At 40.3% G+C, this 20,884-nt stretch carries 20 protein-coding genes; 14 read left to right on the plus strand and 6 right to left on the minus strand.

Going from position 1 to position 20,884, the window contains the following annotated elements; translation table 11 throughout:
• The first annotated feature begins 153 nt into the window (after positions 1-153).
• Genes EL241_RS06570 through EL241_RS06595 form a run of 6 tightly spaced genes read left to right on the plus strand, consistent with a single transcriptional unit; the run spans position 154 to position 7,039 of the window.
• On the plus strand, positions 154-1,350 hold the full coding sequence (locus tag EL241_RS06570; RefSeq protein WP_036104465.1) for an MFS transporter: 1,197 nt from the start codon (positions 154-156) through the stop codon (positions 1,348-1,350).
• 6 nt (positions 1,351-1,356) lie between these two features.
• The gene (locus EL241_RS06575) at positions 1,357-1,860 is read left to right on the plus strand and encodes an HTH domain-containing protein (RefSeq protein WP_126320438.1); all 504 of its coding nucleotides are present in this window, start codon (positions 1,357-1,359) and stop codon (positions 1,858-1,860) included.
• On the plus strand, positions 1,809-3,380 hold the full coding sequence (locus EL241_RS06580; RefSeq protein ID WP_126320439.1) for a PRD domain-containing protein: 1,572 nt from the start codon (positions 1,809-1,811) through the stop codon (positions 3,378-3,380). The genes EL241_RS06575 and EL241_RS06580 overlap by 52 nt, the downstream gene beginning before the upstream one ends.
• A 25-nt stretch (positions 3,381-3,405) precedes the next feature.
• Complete coding sequence (locus EL241_RS06585; protein ID WP_036104157.1) at positions 3,406-4,677, plus strand: PTS sugar transporter subunit IIC; 1,272 nt, start codon at positions 3,406-3,408, stop codon at positions 4,675-4,677.
• Between the two features lie 21 nt (positions 4,678-4,698).
• Positions 4,699-5,751 (plus strand): SIS domain-containing protein, encoded by a 1,053-nt coding sequence (locus tag EL241_RS06590; protein ID WP_052009087.1) that lies wholly within the window; start codon positions 4,699-4,701, stop codon positions 5,749-5,751.
• A 19-nt stretch (positions 5,752-5,770) separates the two neighbouring features.
• Positions 5,771-7,039, plus strand: coding sequence for a 6-phospho-beta-glucosidase (locus EL241_RS06595; RefSeq protein WP_197721054.1), 1,269 nt, complete (start codon positions 5,771-5,773; stop codon positions 7,037-7,039).
• Positions 7,040-7,080: 41 nt separating this feature from the next.
• Here EL241_RS06595 and EL241_RS06600 read toward each other — a convergent pair whose 3' ends face one another.
• On the minus strand, positions 7,081-7,926 hold the full coding sequence (locus tag EL241_RS06600; RefSeq protein ID WP_036104153.1) for an aldo/keto reductase: 846 nt from the start codon (positions 7,924-7,926) through the stop codon (positions 7,081-7,083).
• Positions 7,927-8,069: 143 nt separating this feature from the next.
• On the opposite strand from EL241_RS06600, the gene EL241_RS06605 reads away from it, so the two are divergent.
• The 8 genes from EL241_RS06605 to EL241_RS13800 all read left to right on the plus strand — a co-directional run bounded on the left by EL241_RS06605 (position 8,070) and on the right by EL241_RS13800 (position 15,646).
• On the plus strand, positions 8,070-8,855 hold the full coding sequence (locus tag EL241_RS06605; protein WP_036104151.1) for a ChbG/HpnK family deacetylase: 786 nt from the start codon (positions 8,070-8,072) through the stop codon (positions 8,853-8,855).
• Between the two features lie 86 nt (positions 8,856-8,941).
• Positions 8,942-10,081 (plus strand): ArgE/DapE family deacylase, encoded by a 1,140-nt coding sequence (locus tag EL241_RS06610; protein WP_036104149.1) that lies wholly within the window; start codon positions 8,942-8,944, stop codon positions 10,079-10,081.
• 18 nt (positions 10,082-10,099) lie between these two features.
• The gene (locus EL241_RS06615) at positions 10,100-10,609 is read left to right on the plus strand and encodes an HdeD family acid-resistance protein (RefSeq protein ID WP_036104147.1); all 510 of its coding nucleotides are present in this window, start codon (positions 10,100-10,102) and stop codon (positions 10,607-10,609) included.
• Between the two features lie 79 nt (positions 10,610-10,688).
• On the plus strand, positions 10,689-11,267 hold the full coding sequence (locus EL241_RS06620) for a TetR/AcrR family transcriptional regulator (RefSeq protein ID WP_126320440.1): 579 nt from the start codon (positions 10,689-10,691) through the stop codon (positions 11,265-11,267).
• Positions 11,268-11,334: 67 nt separating this feature from the next.
• Positions 11,335-12,171, plus strand: a complete 837-nt coding sequence (locus EL241_RS06625) for an oxidoreductase (RefSeq protein ID WP_036104141.1) — start codon at positions 11,335-11,337, stop codon at positions 12,169-12,171.
• Positions 12,172-12,293: 122 nt separating this feature from the next.
• Positions 12,294-13,817, plus strand: coding sequence for a cardiolipin synthase (gene cls / locus EL241_RS06630; RefSeq protein ID WP_036104137.1), 1,524 nt, complete (start codon positions 12,294-12,296; stop codon positions 13,815-13,817).
• A 150-nt stretch (positions 13,818-13,967) separates the two neighbouring features.
• On the plus strand, positions 13,968-15,164 hold the full coding sequence (locus EL241_RS06635; protein WP_232020854.1) for a glycosyltransferase family protein: 1,197 nt from the start codon (positions 13,968-13,970) through the stop codon (positions 15,162-15,164).
• Positions 15,161-15,646: a glycosyltransferase gene (locus EL241_RS13800; protein ID WP_232020855.1), complete on the plus strand. Its 486-nt coding sequence runs from the start codon at positions 15,161-15,163 to the stop codon at positions 15,644-15,646. Before EL241_RS06635 ends, EL241_RS13800 begins: the two co-directional genes overlap by 4 nt.
• Positions 15,647-15,832: 186 nt before the next feature.
• Here EL241_RS13800 and EL241_RS13635 read toward each other — a convergent pair whose 3' ends face one another.
• The 5 genes from EL241_RS13635 to EL241_RS13640 all read right to left on the minus strand — a co-directional run bounded on the left by EL241_RS13635 (position 15,833) and on the right by EL241_RS13640 (position 20,882).
• The gene (locus EL241_RS13635; RefSeq protein ID WP_159099822.1) at positions 15,833-16,003 is read right to left on the minus strand and encodes a hypothetical protein; all 171 of its coding nucleotides are present in this window, start codon (positions 16,001-16,003) and stop codon (positions 15,833-15,835) included.
• A gap of 61 nt (positions 16,004-16,064) precedes the next feature.
• Positions 16,065-16,475 carry a MerR family transcriptional regulator gene (locus EL241_RS06640; RefSeq protein ID WP_232020856.1) on the minus strand — a complete coding sequence of 137 codons (411 nt, stop codon included), beginning with the start codon at positions 16,473-16,475 and terminating at the stop codon, positions 16,065-16,067.
• 39 nt (positions 16,476-16,514) lie between these two features.
• Entirely contained in the window at positions 16,515-17,273 is a 759-nt protein-coding gene (locus EL241_RS06645) for an SDR family oxidoreductase (RefSeq protein WP_036104131.1), read from the minus strand.
• A gap of 79 nt (positions 17,274-17,352) precedes the next feature.
• Entirely contained in the window at positions 17,353-19,878 is a 2,526-nt protein-coding gene (locus tag EL241_RS06650) for a right-handed parallel beta-helix repeat-containing protein (protein ID WP_036104129.1), read from the minus strand.
• Between the two features lie 149 nt (positions 19,879-20,027).
• Positions 20,028-20,882, minus strand: coding sequence for a glycine betaine ABC transporter substrate-binding protein (locus tag EL241_RS13640; RefSeq protein ID WP_036104125.1), 855 nt, complete (start codon positions 20,880-20,882; stop codon positions 20,028-20,030).
• Between the last annotated feature and the right edge of the window lie 2 nt (positions 20,883-20,884).

Raw genomic sequence — 20,884 nt, forward strand, 5'->3', positions numbered from 1 at the left:
TTCCACCCTTTTGCTTTTTTTATTATTGTAAGCTTTTTCGGCCTAATTGTAAAATACTAACATATGTAAGTTTTTACATATGTATATATTGACATCTATTTACCGCAGGCGTACAATAATAGATAGAATTTGGAAAGGGAAGTGTATGAAGAAATGATAGAAGAAAACCCGAATCAAAATGGGGTAGCAAAATGGATCACAGCAGCAGGGTGTCTGCTTGCATTTATGGGAATCGGGGTAGTTGATCCGTTATTGCCTTCGATCGCAGCAAGTATTGGTGCATCACATTCGCAAGTAGAAATGTTGTTTACGGCTTATATCTTTACAATGGCGATCATGATGATACCAATTGGTATTATTGCAAATAAAATTGGAGATAAAAAATTGATTGTTACTGGCTTATTCGTTGTCACGATTTTCGCTTTATTATGCGGCTTTTCTAATTCGATTGGCGCATTGTCGATTTTTCGTGCAGGATGGGGATTTGGGAACTCGATGTTTCTAGCTACAGCGATGACTATGTTGATCTCCTTATCGAGAACACCTGGGCACGCGATCGGCCTTTATGAGGCTGCCATGGGACTGGGAATGGCATTTGGTCCTTTACTTGGTGGCGTACTGGGGAATGAATCTTGGCGTTTTCCGTTTTTCGCAACTGCTGGTTTGATTTTTATCGCCTTTTTACTTATCTTATTAAAAGTGAAAGAACCTGAAAAAGAGATACTTGCTGATCCAAGTGCTGTCAAACAACAGCCGATCAAGCAAATGCTGCACTTATTTACGTACAAACCATTTTTGCAAATCGCATTTAGCGGTATGTTTTATTACTATTGTTTCTTTACAATCTTAGCTTATTCACCGTTAGTACTTGGTTTGAGCGCTATCAAGATCGGATTCGTATTCTTTGCTTGGGGACTTTGCCTAGCATTAGGATCCGCAAAAATCTCGCACATGCTGGAAGTGAAATTTGATTCCAAAGCAATTTTACGAGGTTCGCTATTCATCTGTGCCTTGATTTTGATCGGACTTGGTTTCTTACCAGGTTTAGCCGTGAAGATCGTCTTGATCGTTCTATCCGGACTTGTGCTAGGTATCAATAACGCAGTATTCACAACGACCGTCATGGAGCACTCTCCATATGCACGAAGCGTGACAAGTGGGGCATACAACTTTGTCCGCTGGCTTGGCGCTGCCTTCGCTCCAATTTGTTCTGGTTTGATCAGCGAAGCATTTGGCTTCAATATACCGTTCGTTGTTGCAGCTGTGATCTGCCTTGTTGGTATGGGGCTACTGTTCCTCACATTGAAAACACCACATACATCTGAAGATACAACTGCTGTTACAGAATAATAAGTAATGGATAAACTCCCTAAAACTGCTATAGTTAAGAGGGGGTTTATTTTTTTTTACCTCATTACTGGAAAAAAATTAGGATTTGCAGAACGAATAAAAGAAGTTAGGATAAAACTATCAAGAAGGCCTTCTTGCATAGTTTTAAAAGTTGATAGGAATTCAGGTGAAAAAATGTTGAAGGAAAATCAGTATACGCTTTTAAAATTATTATTGAATGAACATGAGTACCAATCGGCCGAATATTTTGCGGCGGGACTGGATGTAAGTACAAAAACGATTCAAAATTACTTGCAGCAAATGGAGCCATACTTTGCGGCGCATCAATATCAATTATTGCGAAAAAGAGGACGGGGATTGAAGCTACTTTCCACTGTCAAAAAGGATCGATCAGAAACAAAAATGGAAGCGCTTCATCAAGATTCGGCATCGCTTCGCCGGGAAAACTCAAACTTTTTTTGCTCTTCAATTTTAATGGCTACACGCGCAAGACTTCGATCAAGCAATTAGTCGCTAAATACTTTGTGGGCAAGAATTCGATTGTAGCTGACCTGAATACGATCAAACCACAGCTAATGGAATATCAGCTCCAATTGATTCGTGATAAAGATGGCACACAGATCAAAGGACGGCGGAAAAATATCAAGACAGCGATCTTGGATTCGTTCCATCGTTTTCAAAAAGAATTACTATTTGATAATCTTGCTGAATTTCAAACAGATAATCCGCTTGACAAGATCATCTTCGACAACCATTTAAAAGAAGTCGTCCTGATACTGATCGAAGAAATGCAGAAGGATTACGGCTACCAATTTGACCGTGACTTTAAATATAGCTTTTTGATCAATTTAATGGTCGATATCAAATTGTTTGGGGCGGCAGACTGTAAAAAACTGGAAACACTAGACTATTTTCCAGATGAAGCTGCATATTTTCAATATTACCTTCAACAACGCTTGGGCTTCGTGTTTCAACCTGCTTATGATACAAATCGGATCGTCGAATATTTGATCGTTTTTCAAAAAGATGCGTCCAAGCAGCGCTATTTTACATCGATCACTCACGCTTACACAGCGGACCTGCTAGCAGATCTGGCAGAGATCCTGCATGAACGGATCGAAGTAGATGAAGAACTACAAGTGAGATTGACAGAGCACATCAATGATATGCTGCTGAGACAACGTTATCGGGTCAAGATCTTTCAAGATGATTTAGGAGAACTGATCGAAAAATTTCCTCAAGCATTTTTAGCGCTTGCAGCTTCAATGTGGCGTTTGGCACAGAAATATGGTTTGCAGATGCAAGATAATGATGAAATCGGTCAAGTTTTGGTGATTTTTCTTACTTTTGATAGAGAAAGACGACCGTCAAAATCCGCTGTGATCTTATATCATGCAAAACTAGAAATCGCGCGACTGACGGCAAAACTATTGGAGAAAGCCTTGCCAGAAATGAAAATCGAGCGGTTTATCAACCGAAATCAACAGAATCAAGCCGTTACGGCATCGGATGTTCTGTTTATAGTCGGCGAGCAGCAGCATGAACACACGCATCCCTCTGCTACAACTATTTACCTTACGAATAGTTTCCATGATATTGCGATCCAAGGAGCAGTAGAGCAGTTTCGGAGCATGCTGTTGAAAGAAAAATGGGATGCTTTGCAGAAGCGTGTGATGAAGCATCGAATTTGGCAGGAATCAGAAGAGCTTGATAAAGGAGCGCTTCTGCAAAGTGCCTATAGACATTTGCCTCCTATCGACCATGCGGAAACGACACAGCAAGCATTTGCAAATCCGATTGTCCTTTTCGATCAGATCGCTGTCGTCTTTTGCGCCACGTCTGTAAATACGGAGCCAGCAATTTATCTGCAGATTCCAGCAAAGACGGTGAAATGGACAGAAAGCAAACTGCCGATCCAATCGAAAGTTCGTTTGATTTATTACATTACAACTACTGAAGTAAAAGACTATCAGCTTTTTTTAGAAAGTTTGTTATACGGCTTACAGTTTGTTCAAGATGACAATACCTAAAATTAAATGACAGGAGTGGCTCAGTATGAATGGTTTGCTCAAATTCTTTGAAACAAAAATATCTCCGCCGCTATTAAAAATCGGAGAGAATCGTTATATCATGGCGATCAAAGACGGAATGATCGTGACAGTACCATTTACGATCATTGGTTCTATCTTTATGATTCTTGCTCAGTTTCCAATGGACGCCTATCAAAAGATCATTGCGCCCTATAAAGAAGCCATTAGTACACCAGTCAATGTTACCTTTGGAATGATCGGAATCATCGCTTTATTTGGGATCACGTATTATCTGTCTAAGATTTACAAACTAGATGGCATTCGAAATGTCGTCATGGCATTCACTTCTTTTTTACTCGTCCAGACCGAGCTGCTGAAAAATGGTAGCTACCAGATCAACTGGGATAATTTCGGCACAAAAGGGTTGTTTACAGCTATTGTTGTAGCCGTTGTCGTCGTGGAGATCAGCCGATTTTGCGACCGCTATAAATTGACGATCAAAATGCCTGCTAGTGTTCCAGAAGCAATTTCGCGGTCCTTTTCGATCTTGATCCCGCTACTTTTCTCGCTGACATTATTTTGGATACTCAGTATTTTATTCAAAGTTGATATCAATGCCATTTTAAATATGCTATTCAGTCCATTAGTATTCTCTTTGGGCACATTGCCGGGAATCTTTATTTTCTTCCTTGTCCGCTCATTGCTTTGGTGTATCGGGATCCACGGCGGTGCAGTCTTGGCCGTTGCTGATCCGATTTTCTTAGCCATGCTAGGGAAAAACGTCGATGCATATGCGAATGGACAAACACCGCCATATATTACTGCAGCAGGTTTTGAAACATTTGTCTTCATTGGCGGCGGAGGAGCGACACTGATGCTGGTCGTGTTTATGATGATGTCGAAAAATAAAGGGCTTCGTACTCTCGGAAGGTTATCCTTCCCGTCTGGTCTCTTTGAGATCAACGAACCGGTTGTATTCGGGGCACCAATCGTGCTGAATCCAGTATTGATGATCCCTTATATTTTAAGCAACATGACTTTAGTAGTTCTCACTTACACATTGATGTACTTTGATTTGATCGGTCGACCGGTAGTCATGGTCCCATTGACAATGCCACCGATCCTGATGCAATACCTTGCTTCCGGAGGCGATTGGCGTTGTGCCGTATATGGTGCCGCTGCACTCGTGATCACCGGGCTTATCTATTATCCATTCTTTAAACTGTTTGAAAAACAACGGGAAGAAGAGGAAGCACTTGAACGCGATGCGTCGTTTACAGAGACAGCTTCTTCTTGATTTAGAAAGGAGAGAATAGTAATGATCAATTTAATGAGTCATTATATCCGGCTACAATTCCAGCGCTTGCCGATCATTTGGGAAAAGCCGCTGGTTGTAGCGGAAACGGAGCTGATCAGCGAACTGATAGAACAAGATGTCCCAATCGTTCTGGTCGGTTCAGGAAGTTCTTTAAATGCAGCAGAAGCGGTAGAATCCTATTTCCACCAATTTACCACCAAAGAAATACGCCGGTGCTCGCCCTCAGAATACTTGGAAGTAGGCTGGTCGGCAAAACCTCATGTCTTGATCGCGATCTCGCAGACAGGAAGTAGTGTTGGTACGATGACAGTGCTGAAAGAAGCGAAACAAAATCAATACACCAGTCTATTATTAACAGCCAATCTTACGAGCGAAGGCAGCAAAGTCGCGGATCATGTAATCGACTTGATGTGTAGCGAAGAAACGATCGGACCAAAGTCAATCGGTTTTACCGCTACATTGATGCGCTTGATCCAGCTCGCATTGCGCATCGGAAAAGCAGAAGGAACTTTATCTACAGAAAAAGAAGCAGAGTTGAATGCCAGCATTCTCGCTAACCTAAGACAATTAGCCAATGCGGAGGAACAAACCAAAAAATGGCTGGCAGAAAACAGCCGCTGGTCAAAATTACCCTATGCAACAGTAACTAGTAATGCCTTTTCGGGAATCACGAAAGAAGGGACGCTGAAATTACTCGAAACATTGCGTGTACCGGTTTTGTTTTTTGAGATCGAAGAATTCACCCACGGCCCACATCGTCTGATTCATGAGGATAGTTTTCACATTCTTGTAATTGAAGAAAGTAGTAAAAAAGAAATGAGTGAACGCGTCGCTACTTATATTGAACAATTTCCAGCTAATCGCTTGATACTAGCCAGAGATCCTGAGTTGAGCGATATCCCTTTAGGAGAAATCGGATCGGCTTATGGTGCTGAGTTTATTTATTGCATCGTTTTCCAAGTATTAGCCAACGAATTTGCCTTGAAAACAGGCTTTAACCCAGATGAAAAAATCCATCCCGCTTTTTTCCAATTTGTCGGGTCCAAACAGTAGAATAGAAAGGATGAGCGTAATGAAAAAAATGAATATTGCAATTATCGGAGCAGGAAGTGTGTATACACCAGAAATTATTGAAGGGCTAGCAAAAGAACAAGCAAAATTACCGATCGACACGATCACGTTAATGGATATCAGCGAAGAACGTCTCTCTATCATGACCAAATTTCTCGAACGCTATACAAAATTCCATGATTTGACGATAAAAATCCGTCATACCTCAGACTTGGAAGAAGCTGTAAAAGGGCAAGATTTTGTTTTGACACAGATCCGAGTGGGCGGGAACAAGACTAGGACCTTTGATGAAAAGATCCCCTTAAAATATGATATCATCGGTCAAGAAACGACTGGACCAGGTGGTTTCATGAAAGCACTGCGCACAATCCCGGCAATTCTCGAAATAGCAAAAGCCATGGAGACATACAACCCTGATGGCTGGCTGATCAACTATGCAAATCCAACCGGAATACTAGCAGAAGCTGTCCGCAACTATTCGTCTATTAAATTTATCGCGCTGTGTGCCGGCGGGATGCGTCCACGAACATGGGTAGAAAAAGCGCTTGGAATACCATATAAAGAGGTCAAATACGATTTCGTTGGCTTGAATCACATGAACTTTGCCTACAATATTCGTGCCAACGGCCGCAAATTGACTGACGAGGAATTCGCAAAAGTTGCGGATATCCATGAAACGGTGAATCCTGAGATAGTGAAAGACATCGGTGCCTTGCCGAGTCTTTATACACAATATTTCTTCCATCGCGAAGATAAACTGACAGAATTAAAAAATGCTGAAAAATCCCGTGGAGAAGTGGTATTAGGGTTAGAAAAAGAAATCTATGAAGCGTTAGCAGATGAAAACCAACATGACAAACCAGAGGTCCTAAAGAAACGCGGGGGAGGCGGCTACAGTGAATTAGCACTGGAGGCCATCAGCGCTATTTATAATGACGAAGATATGTGGATCGTTGCAAATGTCTTGAATGATAGAGCAATTCCGTTCTTACCTGCAGATGCTTCTGTAGAAACACCTTGTATCCTGAATAAAAACGGCATTACGCCGCTTGTGCAAAATAATATCCCGGAAGCGATCTATGGACTTGTTGCTGCTGTGAAAAACTACGAGAGCCTAACTGTAAAAGCAGCTGTGACCGGAAATTATGATACAGCTTTAACTGCCTTACTAGCACATCCACTAGTCGGCGATTATAGTAAAGCAAAACCAATGCTTGATGAATTACTGGAATCAAGCCGCGAATATATTTCGCCAAATTTCTTTCTTTAAATAACAAAAAAGTCTGGTGCAAGACGCACCAGACTTTTTTGTTAAAATTCCTCATATACTGCGGGATCTTGATTTTTAATACGTCCATCTGGTTGTGTCAATTTCGCGATCGTTTCCATTTCTTCTGACGTCAATTCAAAATCAAAAATAGCAAGATTTTCTTTTTGCCGCTTATCGGAAGCAGATTTCGGAATCGGCAGAACACCTAACTGATAGTGCCAGCGTAATATGATTTGTGCCACACTACGATTCCGGTCTTTTGCCAGTTGTTTCAGTGTTTTATCATTCGTTACTGTCTTCGTCCGGCTAAGTGGGCTCCATGCTTCTGTTAAAATATCGTGCTCTTCGTTCCATTTGCGTTGCGCTGCTTGGGAAAAATAAGGATGCAATTCGATTTGATTAACGACCGGAAGTTCATCGGTCTCATTTTGCAAACGTTCTAGATGTTCCGGTAGAAAGTTGCAGACACCGATATTTTTTACAAGTCCAAATCGTTTTGCTTCGATCAATGTTTTCCATGCTTCTACATAAAGATCTTGCTTAGGATTTGGCCAGTGAAGTAGATAAAGATCGATATAATCCAACCGTAAGCGAAGTAAAGACTCTTGAAGTGCCGTAATCGCATTTTGCGGTTCATAGTGTCTGCCAGGAAGTTTCGAGGTGACAATGATCTCATTTCGATCAATACCCGAGCGGCGGATACCTTCGCCAACCGCTGCTTCATTTTCATAACTGAACGCAGTATCTAGCAACCGGTAGCCATTCTGTAACGCCTGTGCGATACTGTTGGCACCTGTTAGACCATTGAGATTGTAGGTTCCAAATCCGATTGCCGGTAGTTTGGTACCATCACGTAATGTATGTGTTGGAATAATTGTTTCACCCATTTTTTATCTCCTCCATTTTCTTGACTCCATATCCATGTTTCCTATTTTTGCCAATTCTAAACATTTGAAAAAAAAGAGGAGAAGTTATGCTATAATAATTTGATTTATATTAAGTAAGCTTTGTTAAAAGAGGAGGATGTTAAATGGTAAAAGTAATCATTGAAGCTGATGATTTTGGCATGTCAGAAGCAATCAATCTAGGCATTATCAAAAGTTTCCGCGATGGCATTACCACATCGACATTATTGATGCCAAATTTAGATGCAGCGGTGCATGCTGTCGCATTGTCAAAAGACTATCCGGAGCTGTTTATTGGGCAGCATACGAATTTTTTGCTTGGTAAGCCATGTGCAGATCCGAGAAAGATCCCTTCATTAGTAGATGAAAATGGACATTTCCATCGTTCTCGTTATTATCGTAACAATCCAGAGCTGAAATTTGTGTATGAGGATGTCAGGACAGAGACTTTGGCACAAATGGAGCGTTTCAAAGAATTAATAGGCCATTATCCTGCGCACATTGACTGTCATTCGATTGGTGATGAAATCGTGGATCAAGCTTTTTTTGACATTGCACGCGAATACGGTATCCATACAACATTAAAGTACAGCGGTGATAAAAAGTGGCCGGATTTGAAGGGGTATCATCGAGTTACTAATCTTTTAGAAGCGGGCGCATTACCGTATATCCATGAGGGAGTAAGTGTGGCTAATTTTCTAGACGATGATTTTGGGTTATTGGATCTAACAGCAGACGATATTGTGGAAATGCATTTTGATGTCGGCTTTTTGGATCAATTTGTATTGGATAATTCTTCCTATACATTGCTTCGCTGCCGAGAATTAGCAACGATCTGTGATCCACGCGTGCGCGATTGGTTTGAAAGCCATTCTATTGAGCGTATTTCTTTTGGCGATTTGAAACAATAGGACGACAAGTTAATGCGAATAGCTTGTTTACATTTACACAAATCGGGAATAGAAATTTATACAGATCAATGAAAGAAGGAATATACATGGAGCAACAAGAGAAGATTCAAATCTTAAAAGACATCATTGCAATTAATTCTACAAATGGAAACGAAGAAGAAGTAGCTGACTATCTTGCTAGCTTATTTCAGGCCCACGAGATCGACAGTCACAAAGTCCCCTATGCAGACAAACGCGCTAATCTAATCAGTGAAATGGGAGATTCTGCCGAACGCATCCTGGCCTTTTCTGGTCATATGGATGTCGTTGACGCAGGGAATCTAAAAAATTGGTCCTATCCACCGTTTGAGCCCACTGAGAAAGACGGTCGCCTTTATGGAAGAGGATCCACGGACATGAAAGCTGGCTTAGCTGCAATGGCCATAGCTATGATCGAATTAAAAGAAGAAAACACAGCGCTATCCGGCAAGATTCGTTTCTTAGCAACCGTGGGCGAAGAAGTGGGTGAATTAGGTGCGGAACAGCTGACCACACAAGGTTATGCAGATGATTTGGACGGACTTGTCATCGGTGAACCGAGCGGCCATCACATTGTTTATGCACATAAAGGCTCGATGAACTACACCGTTACTTCAATTGGGAAAAATGCCCATAGTTCAATGCCAGAGCTAGGTATCAATGCAATTGACAAGTTGCTTGCTTTTTATAATGAGGCCGAAGCCTATGTGGCATCGATCAAGCAGGAAAATGAGTTGTTGGGTGCGTTTATTCATAATGTTACTGTAATAAATGGTGGGAACCAAGTAAATAGTATTCCTGAAAAGGCAGAGTTACAGGGAAATATCCGCTCGATCCCAGAAGCAGATAATGAAACAATCAAAAAAGCATTTGCTGCCATTATTGCTAAATTAAATCGATCCTCCGGCACCAATCTGACGTTGACATGGAACTATGATAAACAACCTGTATTTAGCGATCGGACTTCTGATTTAGTAGCAGCCACGCAACGTGCTGCCAAAAAAATCATTGGTAACGAAATGCCGTTGCTTGGAATTTCCGGTACAACAGATGCAGCCGAGTTTACGAAGGCGAAACACACATTCCCTGTAATCATTTTTGGCCCTGGTAATGAGACTTCGCATCAAGTTGATGAAAATGTAGAGATCGCGAATTATTTAGAAATGATCCATGTCTATAAGGAAATCGCAACTCAATTTTTACAATAGAATAAAGGAGAGATTAAGATGAAAGCATGGCAACGAATTATTTTGATTGTATTAGGTTTATTTATGGTGATATCGGGATTTTACTTTATGTCCAATCCAATAAAAGTGGTATGGTTGCTCACCGTTTTGCTTAGCATTTATTGGTTAGTTTCAGGAATCAGTAAAGTGATTCTTTATTTTGCCGGCAATCGGGTATTGAGTGGTTGGGTGATGGCTGATGGGATCTTATCGATCTTGCTAGGTATCTTGCTTGTTAGCAATCAATTCAGTGGAATGGCTACGATTTTGTTCGTCTTCAGCTTTTGGGTCCTATTTTCAGGAATCATGCGGATCGTTGGTTCCGTTGAAGTGAAGAAGCTAGGCAGCAGTAGATGGTCGTGGTTGCTAGGAGTCGGAGTATTGGAAGCCGTTATCGGGTTCGCAACTTTATTCAATCCGGTCTTGGCCGTTATCGGGATCACAGCAATTATTGTTATTTTATTCTTAATGGAAGGTATTGCGACGATTGCGCTGGCTTTCCATAAATAAAAAGGATCTCTCCAAGCATTAAATTGTTTGGAGATTCTTTCTTGTTGACAATAAGTGAATAATCATTTATCATATATCTATGAGAATAAAAGATGAAGCGAAAGTTACCGCGATCAGTCAAGCTGTATTTCAAATCACGAAGCAAGAAGGGCTAAACAATGCCAGTATCTCCAAAATCGCCAAACTTGCAGGGGTAAGTCCTGCTACTGTGTATATCTATTATCAAGATAAAAGCGATATGCTCAGTAAAATCTATCTACAAGTAAAAGAATTGATGGATAGAGGGCTGGCGAAAAAATTACAAAGTGAAACAAATATCAAAGCACAGATACGAGCCGCGATGCAACACTTTGCCAGTCGTTTTAGAGAGTACCCGGACGAAGCTCAATTTATGCGTGCGATCCATTCCAATCCGCAATTTGTGACAACAGAAACGCATCAAATCGCGGATGAGATCGCTAAACCACTTAATGATGTCATCGAATATGCCATAACTCATAATTTGTTGGTGACCCAAAACCGAGATATCATTTACGCATTCTTTGCTGGCCCCCTTACTTATTTGCTTGAAACACGCCAAGTACATGATCGCGTGACGACGAATGAAGAAATAGAAGAATTGATCGAAATGGTGGTTCAATCTCTTTGCGCCGATTAAAATCGGCTTTTCTTCAACACTTCAATAAATGATTATTCACTTATAATTGAAAGGATGGTAAATTAAAATGACAGAAAAGAAAATTGCAATCGTTTCAGGAATATCTTCAGGAATCGGAAAGGCAACCGCATTGAGATTGGTAGAAGAAGGCTTTATCGTATATGGAGGAGCACGCCGGGTAGACCGTTTACAAGAATTGAAAGCACAAGGTGTTCGCGTGCAAGCACTAGATGTCACTGATGAAGCATCGAACCGAACGCTTATCGATCGGGTATTGAATGAAGAAAAACGGATTGATATATTAGTCAATAACGCTGGCTATGGAGAGTATGGAGCATTGGAAGAAGTGACTACAGAAGCAGCTAAGAAACAGTTCGATGTGAACTTATTTGGACTCGCAAATATCACTCAACTGGTTTTACCGACGATGCGGGCTCAGCAATCAGGACGGATCATTAATATCAGTTCAATTGGAGGAAGAATCTATTCTCCAGCTGGTGGTTGGTATCATGCATCTAAACACGCCCTGGAAGTTTATTCCGATGTACTAAGAATGGAAACTAAACTCTTCGGAATCAAAGTGATCGTGGTTGAACCATCAGGAACAAAGACCGAATGGGGGACGATCGCCTCTGATAATGCAAAAGCAGCAACTAGTCAAGGTTCTGCTTATTATGAAATGATCCATACTTACAGTAATTTTGAAAATGCTGCTGGAAGTTCTGACAGCGCAGAGGACATCGCTTCACTCATTTACAAAGCAATCTCGGATAATAAACCAAGATATCGCTATTTACCTAGTTTCAGCGCTAAAATGATTACATTTATCGCTCGAAAATTTCCGGTAAGCTGGTATGACCGTTTTATTACTGCTATGATGAAACGATTATTACGAAATAAATAAATATTACTTGTATTCCTCCATTTCAGGTCATTATAATAAAGGTAGTAATGCGGGATGGGGGAATTGTCTTTCTAATTCGCTCTTTACATATTGTAAGAATGCCGCAAAAAGGAGGAATACATATGAAAAAACGCTTTCAATTACCACTTATTGTACTTGTTATCTTAGCAATCGGCTATTTTCTCATGCAATGGTCTGGTTCTGGAACGCTAATTGTTATTTTAGGAACCTTAGTTGAAATCGTTGGGGTCATTATCACGATCCGTTTATTACTTTGGGATCGTCGCGTCACTACTTCAAAAGTTGCCTGGATTGCGGTTATCTTTATTCTTCCTATTTTCGGTGTTGTTTTCTATTTGTTTTTTGGAAGAAATCCGCAAAAGCGCATTTTTTTACCCAATCAAACTAGAGAAATGAACAAATTAACCGACAAGATACATCACTTGCCTAGTTATCATTCAGAAGGAGAACCGCCAACTTTGTCTAAAAGCATCGCACACCTAACTGGTATCCAGCCAATCAGCGGTAATGATGTCCAGCTTTTGACAAATGGGGAAGAAACTTTCCCTGCTATAATCGCTGCACTGAAAGAAGCGAAGAATCATATCCATATGCAATATTATATTTACAAGGCTGATGCGATCGGTACTGAGATTCGCGATATTTTGATCGAACGCGCGCAAGCAGGTGTCAAAGTCCGCTTTATGTATGACGCTTGGGGATCCGCCAAGCTCACACCAGCCTTTTTAGCACCACTCAAAAATGCTGGGATCGAGACAGTTGCTTTTGATCCGATAAGCTCATTGACGTTCGCCCGCACAGCCAATCTCCGTAATCATAGAAAAGTCATTATCATTGACGGGCAAACTGCTTTTACTGGTGGGCTTAATGTCGGCGAAGAGTATCGCAGTAATACGCCTGACTTTGTGATTTGGCGGGATACACATCTCCGCTTAGCCGGTCCGGCAGTTATGGAATTACAGGAATCCTTTTTGGTCGACTGGGTCTATATGCAAAACCGCGCTGGTTCGGCAACTGAATTTATCAGTAAAAATGGGATCGCTCGCTATTTCAGTCCCACAGCAGCCGGCGTGGACTGGGCACAGGTCATTTACGGTGGCCCCTATGATAAAGAGAAGTGGGTAAGAGATGCCATGCTAGATCTGATCGATTCTGCAAAAGAAAGCGTCTGGATTGCCTCGCCTTATTTTGTGCCTGATGAAGAGGCATTAGCCGTTGTAAGGCGCGTTGCCATGAGCGGTATCGATGTCCGAATCATCTTACCAGGAAAAGGTGACCGTGGCATCTCGTTCCACGGCAGCAATGCTTATATCGAAACACTGATTGAAGCAGGCGTGAAGGTATATGCTTATCGGGCTGACTCCTTTGTGCATAGCAAACTCTTGCTAGTAGATGGAAAACGCGCCGCTGTCGGAACGGCTAATTTTGATATCCGCAGTTTCCGCTTAAATCATGAATTGATGGTGTTTTTATATAACCGTGATCCAGCCATTGTCCAAATGGAAACTGATTTTCAGGCTGATTTTTTGGGAAGCACACTATATACCATGGGCGATATGCGAGCGAAATCATTATACGTACGGTTGAAGGAAAATCTTTCCAGCTTATTATCGCCGATATTGTAAACAAAAGCAGCTAAACTTTAGTATTCCTGAATATAAAGGGAGTTCTGGAGTTTAGTTGCTTTATAAAGAGGGAAAAGAAAGAAGTAACATTCTAACTCAGAGGTACCAGATTGATCGAAAAATATAGGTACGTCGAGAGGAACATGTAGCATGAATGGAAAAACAGAATATGTAAAGGCTTATAAAAATAATCAATTAATACACAATAAAGTGATTTTTTTCACAAAAGAAAAGGAAAAAGCTCAAGCACTATTAGCAAGTAATCTACATTTTATTGGAAAGAGCGTTTCTTATTCACAAGATATAACCACAAAAGAAGCTGCGATCGCTCTAGCTGAGGCAGAGTGGATTCTTTCTACAATAGAATTACCAACTTATTTTATCAAAAAAGAAAACCAAAATTACCTGCAAATCTTGCCTGAAGAAACATTAAATGCCAACCAATTACGACTACTATTGCACGCAGATTTTATCATGCAGGAAAATGCACCACAATCGCTCGCGCAGATCAAACCAATTCTCACAGCTGATTTCATTTCAGTTAAAGACTGGGCTCAATATGTTTTCACAAAAACACCTATACAACAAAAAGTGAAGAAAAATATCGTAATGTATTGTGGTGGCTTTAAAAAGAATGGAGTAACAACTTCCGCGCTGAATCTTATGCATAATCTCGATAAGGAAAAATATCAACTGATTGTTATAGAAGAAGATAATTTGGGTTACTATGAACACAAAAACTTTGACAAGATCCCAGCAAACGTTGTTAAAGTCCAAATTCCCGGCGATTGTAATATTTTCCCAGAAGAAACAGCAGCATTCACCCAATTTCATGAGGAACCACTGCCACATCTTATAAAAAATGGAAAAGCTAACTTTTTAACAGCAGATATCAAAGCAATCTACCAACGTGAACTTAAACGGATTCTTGGGCCAACAAAAATCGATATCGCCTTAGATTTTGACGGCTATTTCAAATATTGGACGCTCTTATTCGTTGCTTCACAAGATTCCAAGAAAATTATTTTCCAACATAATGAAATGATGCATGAATATAGCAAAAAAACAGCTGGAAATTATAAACATCGTGACGACTTAAATATTATTTTCCCGTTATACAACTATTTTGACCATGTTGTTTCCGTTGCTGAGCACACTGGAGATGTCAACAAAGATTTCTTGAAGCATCTAGTAAAAGATACGTCCAAAATGACTTATGTACACAATAGCATTGATTATAAGCGCATCTTAGAAGCCTCTGACGAAGAAAACGGCGTACAATTACCGGCAGATACTTTTAATTTCGTTACAATGGGCCGTTTAGCACCTGAAAAAATCAGAAAATGATGATTGATGCATTTTATCAGTTACAAGAAAAATACTCGGCTACTAGTTTATATATCATTGGTTCTGGTGAATTGGAAGCTGAATTAACGGAATATGTAGCTGATCCACGATTACAAGGAAAAGTGCATTTGTTAGGTCAGCTCGATAATCCGTTCCCAACAATAAAAGCTGCTGATGCGTTTGTTTTATCATCTGTACATGAAGGCCAGCCAATGGTATTGTTAGAATCTTTAGTATTGGATACAAATATCCTGTCCACAAATATCCCTGGTTGTTATAGTATTTTAAAAGATGGCTACGGTTTATTAGTAGACAATGATACAACAGGTTTGGTCAATGGGATGGAAAAAATGTACACGCACGAATTTAAACAAAAACGATTTGATTATAAGAAATATAATGAAGAAGCAATTGAAATGATTGAAAATATGCTGGATGACGTATCGATAGCCCAAATTAGTAAGATCGATATTGAGATTTAAGTTAAGCTAATACTTCCTATAATATATATTATGTAAACTAGAAAATTTTAGATTTATGAAGAGGAAGTTTGGCTTCCTCTCTTGATTTATAAACAGTTAATTGTATTCACTATTAAAGAACACAGTTAGCATACAATGAATGTAATTAACTGTTTATAGATTTTCTATATCAATATCTTATGTAAATTATTTATGATCTCTTTGGATTGAGACGGATTGATATATTATATCGCCTTCTTTAAAGCCCTTCTCTGCAAAAAAAGCTTTTATTTGAGCATCTAAATCTTCAAATTTAGTAGCAATGCTGTTAGATATTTTCTCCGAATTAAATCTTCTAGAACCCTTTTTCGTACTCACGTTTGTTTACCCCATTCTTTGTAAATGATCAGACACACTGTTTCAAAGCAGCCTCGTAAATTCACTCATTATCCAAGATCTTAAACTTTTCATTTAACTTCCTAAGTGCAATATCAATCAACTCTTTTTGTTGAAGCAAATTAGCGCGATGATTTTCAAAAATTTGTCGCCGCTCTTCTTTGGTGGATCGGCCTTCTTCAAATAACTCAGCGATTTTGCGAAGTTCTGTGATTGGCATGTGTGTAGAACGCATGCAGCGGATAAATTCCACCCAATAAACATCTTCTTCGGAAAAATTGCGATAACCATGTTCATCGCGGTCGATAAAAGGAAATAGTCCCTCTTTATCATAATAACGGATAGTATGTGTACTTATTTGAAGCATTTCTGAAATTTCTTTTACATTCATCATTTTCAACACCTTTAAATGAGATTGTCCCTCTATTTTAGCGACATAAAGAAGTAATTGCAAAAAAAGCCTCTCCAATTAATTTCTGAGAGGCTTTTTTTGTTATCTTGTTGTGTAACCACCATTTGCAAATATAGTTTGGCCATTGATCCACCAGCCATCTAACGTCAGAAACATGATCAGCGGAGCAATATCCTCAATCTTCGTGAGCTGATTGTGCAGCGCTTGTGATTTATGAAATGTTACCGCCTCTTCTTCTTCTTGTGGATAGAAGAAAGGTGTATCCATTGGTCCAGGCGCTACTGCGTTTACTGAGATGCCTCTCGCCATAAATTCTTTGGATGCTGCACGCGTATAATGTTCGATTGGTGCTTTTTCACCGGCGTAAGTGGAGTAAAATCCAGTATATGCTGCTAACAGCGAAGTAGCTAATGTAATAATCTTACCGTTGTCATTTAAATACTTTTCCGCATATTTAATGAAAAAATAAGCAGATTTAGCGTTGATATCGGACATGCTGTCGAATTCAGCTTCTGTCGTTTTCGAAATAGGCTTTTTCAATACTCTTCCAACTGTATTGATAGCAATATCTACTTTCCCGAAAGTTTTTTCAGCGTGGACGAAAAGAGCTTCTACATTTTCAACGATCGTGAGGTCTCCAGAAAATAAGCTACCTTCTGCTCCTTGTGCTTCGACTTTTGTTAAAGTGGCTTTTGCATCTTCTAGTGATTGGCCATCATGATGATGGATCACGACTTTAGCACCTTCCTTCGCGTACAATTCGCTGAGCAAACCACCTAAGTTTTTTGCTCCTCCTGCGATAACTACAACTTTGTCTTTTAAAGTATCCAATTTTGCCATGAATAAAACCTCCTTAAATGATATGACTCTAGTGTAAACCTTAGAGTGTCCTATCAAGCAAGGAGGAAAATGAAAGTTTTTACTTAATTGTAGCTAAAATCCCTTTATAGATATCTGCCTGTGTCAATGTCACGATTTGGTCTTTAACTAATTGTTGGTCTGGTTCAGCCAGCAGTCGGTCTGATTGGCTCTGAATGATAGCTTGTACGACTTTTTCAGGCCATCCGGCTTGGCTTTTAGCTGGAAAATTATCCATTACAGCTTGCTTTAAGAATGCGGTATCAAAAACAAACTGGAGATCTGTTAATTTTGATTGGATGATCGCTGCTGTGTCCGTTGCTGTAAAATCATCGAAAATCACTTGATGTCCAATTTTTGCGTATAGTTCGGGAGCGTTTTGGGCAAGCGCATGTACTTCTTCTTCTGTCCCGGTGAAAATAATCGCTCTTTCTTCCACGATACGAGTGATTTCTGTTAGAAAGGCTGTATCGCTCCAAACTCTTTCAAGCTGGTCGATCCAAAGTAAGCCATTTTTTGCGGTCTCTAGATAAAGAGAGGGATCGGTTTCCGATAAGCGATAAGTATTATCTTCGGAAATGAGGTTAGACTCGTAAAATGCTTGTTTTGTTTGCGCTACATAATCGATGACATCCGTGATTCCTTTTTCAATCCAAAGCATGGACCAGTTATGTGGTAGCGTTATTCCTTGACTAAGGCGGACTTGATAAAGGGAGGCCTGTTTTAACAAGCGTTGCATTGTTTCTTTATAAGCAGTTGGCCCTGCCAGCGAATAGGATGCTTGAGGTGGTAGTTCTGCTGGTGGCGCTGGATTTGTTTCCGGCAGTGGCGGCACTGGTTTTACTGCCGGATTTGTATTCGCTGTAAAATCATGTTGCACAATCGCATGTGCCGGCTTTAGCAAGTTGCTTTCCAATTTACTAGTCAGATCTTTAACATAGGAAATCGAATCATTTGGGTTATCGAATTGAACATTGGCGGTTGCATGTAGCAACAATTTAAAATGGATCGGTTCTTTTTCCAAATTGATAAACATAAGGTGTTCGGCTTGGAAATCGCTTTCCATATTAAAAACACCGCCGGATAGTCTAAGGGAGTTTCCTTGGAAACGACTTTGTTTTTGCAGGGAGATCGATGCCGTCTTGTCGCTGATAGTGAGATTCGTCGCGGAAACTCGAGCATTGATAATGGAAACCGACGCATCTACTTTCTTAGGGATCTCGGAATCCAGTTCATATTCTGGCTTGCTGAGCAGATTGTTGCTTTCGATGTGGCTGTTAGTAATAGTAACGGGGCTTTGCACAAAGAATGCCGCGTTTTTCAAGCAATTTTTGATGGTGATATTTTCAACGGAGAGCGGTGTTTTTTCTACATAGATACCGACGTCTGTGGCATCGATCGTCATGTCTTTCAATACGGCATTTTGAAGTTCAGCCATATAAATAGCATCATTCGCGGAATTACTGATGGTCGTCCCTTCTACATGCAAACTTCCTTGCTCGCGCATAATCACGACCGGATAGTTTTTATCATGTTTTCCAATGACACATTCATCAAAATGAGAGTCTTTGACAGTTACTTCTGCATTACCTGCGATGCTCAGGGCGTTAAAAACAGTTTGAGAAATATGTACCTTATCCAGGGTGACTTTGGCTTGTTCGCGAATGAAAATCCCCATATATACTTTAGAGATCTGGCTATCACTTATTTTTAATCTGGATTGATATACTTGGATAGCATCTAGCTTAGAATCGTGGATATTCACTTTTTCAAGAGTGACAGTGGAATTGTTTTTCACAAACACGGCTGGATAATTTGCCTTTTCATCGACATCTTTGATCTCGCAAAAATGTTGGATGTCGGCATCGGTCACTGTCAATTCACTATGATCGACGCGAAAAACGTCGCGATAAGTGTGATTGGTCGTGATCCCATGAATAGCCCCTTTACCGTCTTCCAGGATCGCTGCTACACCGCCGCCTGTCATTCTAGTGTCACGCATCTCGAAATGCCCTTCTTTTGCAAACACGCCATAACTGCTGGGATGACTGATTTTCAGACCATTTGTGGTCAGCTTAGCTTTTTGATAGACATAGATACCAAAGCCTTTGATGGTGCAGTTTTCTAGTTGCATCGTCGATTCTTGCAGATGAATGCTGTTCGAAGTATGTCCGATCAGCGTTGAATCTTGAATAAAAACAACCGAATCCAGCCCTACCCATAGCGCTGGATAAGTTGTTTTGACGTCTTTGTGATCCTCGCCTTCGATTGTACATGAATCGATCTTGACCTTAGAGTTTTCTTTTATATATACTGCGTTTGTGTGTCCTTTTTGGATAAACGTAAGTCCTTTTAACGAAAGTGTTGTATCAATGGTTGTGATCAGCGGATAATCTATTTCTCCTGTGACGGTTACATTTCCTTGACCAACCAAGGTCACATTTTTTCCGTCCAAGATTATTCTTTCTTGATAAACACCACTTTCAATATAGACAGTCCCGCCCTCATCCACATCATTGATTCCTTGTTGGATGGTGCGATATTTATTTAAGAAACCGCCTTTTTTTACCGTTATTGTCTCTTTCATTGCAATTTCCTCCCCACTAGAAATTGAATATATATACATATGATAGCGGAAATAAGGGAGTTTCGCTAGTTAAATAGTAAAGATAGCCCCTCTTACCTATAAAAAACAAACGCCCTGTAAATTTCGCAAGGCGTTTGTCCGGATATTCTTTATTTTGTCCATTCCGAAACTTCTTTTTTGTGTTTCTTGACCCAATCTGCTGCGGCATCTTTTGGATCTTTACCATCATTGATCTCAAGCATGACGTCTTCGATATCTTGTTTGGACCAGTTGAATTTATCTAGGATCTTATATGCTTTTGGATCGTCTTTTTTCAAACCTTGTCTTGCCATGGTATGAATCGATTCAGCATCGCCAAAGCTTTTCTTCGGATCTTCTAAATATTTCAGTTTATACTTAGCGAACATCCAGTGTGGTGACCAGCCAGTGATAACGATATCTTGTTTGTTTTTCAGTGCTTTTGCTAATGAAACGGTCATTGCGCCTGAAGATGAGGTATCAACTTCCCAGCCTTTTAGGTTCGAGTAATCTTTGGTTGCTTTTTCAGCAGCGCTCACGACCCCAGCGCCTGGTTCGATTCCAGTGATCTTTTTATTTGCTTGATTTTTCAGATCTTCAATGGAATCGACATTCATATATGCGGGAACGGTCAAGCCGATCTTAGCACCTTTCAGATTGACCCCTAGATCATCGACCTTGCTTTTATACTTCTTGTATTGTGCAGCGTGTGTATTGGGAAGCCATGCTGCTACCATAGCATCAGATTCTTTGTTGGCAACCGATTGCCACATAACAGAATTATCCAGTGGGGTATACGTCACTTTATAGCCTTGGTCTTCCAGTACTTTACCAATAACATGTGTAGAAGCAACTTCTGTATCCCATTCCACATAGGATAAATCGATTTTCTTATTCTTGTTAGAGGATGCTCCCCCAGCACCACAACCTGCCAGCACTAAAACTAGTGCTGCTACTAAACTAACTGCTAACTTTATTTTCTTCATTT

Source organism: Listeria grayi, from assembly GCF_900638015.1.
In the GTDB taxonomy this organism is placed as follows: Bacteria; Bacillota; Bacilli; order Lactobacillales; family Listeriaceae; genus Listeria; species Listeria grayi.

Coding starts and splice junctions, on each gene's coding strand:
- EL241_RS06570 (WP_036104465.1), top strand. CDS start 154: ATGATAGAAGAAAACCCGAATCAAAATGGGGTAGCAAAATGGATCACA.
- EL241_RS06575 (WP_126320438.1), top strand. CDS start 1,357: ATGGATAAACTCCCTAAAACTGCTATAGTTAAGAGGGGGTTTATTTTT.
- EL241_RS06585 (WP_036104157.1), top strand. CDS start 3,406: ATGAATGGTTTGCTCAAATTCTTTGAAACAAAAATATCTCCGCCGCTA.
- EL241_RS06590 (WP_052009087.1), top strand. CDS start 4,699: ATGATCAATTTAATGAGTCATTATATCCGGCTACAATTCCAGCGCTTG.
- EL241_RS06595 (WP_197721054.1), top strand. CDS start 5,771: ATGAAAAAAATGAATATTGCAATTATCGGAGCAGGAAGTGTGTATACA.
- EL241_RS06600 (WP_036104153.1), bottom strand. CDS start 7,926: ATGGGTGAAACAATTATTCCAACACATACATTACGTGATGGTACCAAA.
- EL241_RS06605 (WP_036104151.1), top strand. CDS start 8,070: ATGGTAAAAGTAATCATTGAAGCTGATGATTTTGGCATGTCAGAAGCA.
- EL241_RS06610 (WP_036104149.1), top strand. CDS start 8,942: ATGGAGCAACAAGAGAAGATTCAAATCTTAAAAGACATCATTGCAATT.
- EL241_RS06615 (WP_036104147.1), top strand. CDS start 10,100: ATGAAAGCATGGCAACGAATTATTTTGATTGTATTAGGTTTATTTATG.
- EL241_RS06620 (WP_126320440.1), top strand. CDS start 10,689: ATGAGAATAAAAGATGAAGCGAAAGTTACCGCGATCAGTCAAGCTGTA.
- EL241_RS06625 (WP_036104141.1), top strand. CDS start 11,335: ATGACAGAAAAGAAAATTGCAATCGTTTCAGGAATATCTTCAGGAATC.
- cls (WP_036104137.1), top strand. CDS start 12,294: ATGAAAAAACGCTTTCAATTACCACTTATTGTACTTGTTATCTTAGCA.
- EL241_RS06635 (WP_232020854.1), top strand. CDS start 13,968: ATGAATGGAAAAACAGAATATGTAAAGGCTTATAAAAATAATCAATTA.
- EL241_RS13800 (WP_232020855.1), top strand. CDS start 15,161: ATGATGATTGATGCATTTTATCAGTTACAAGAAAAATACTCGGCTACT.
- EL241_RS06645 (WP_036104131.1), bottom strand. CDS start 17,273: ATGGCAAAATTGGATACTTTAAAAGACAAAGTTGTAGTTATCGCAGGA.
- EL241_RS06650 (WP_036104129.1), bottom strand. CDS start 19,878: ATGAAAGAGACAATAACGGTAAAAAAAGGCGGTTTCTTAAATAAATAT.
- EL241_RS13640 (WP_036104125.1), bottom strand. CDS start 20,882: ATGAAGAAAATAAAGTTAGCAGTTAGTTTAGTAGCAGCACTAGTTTTA.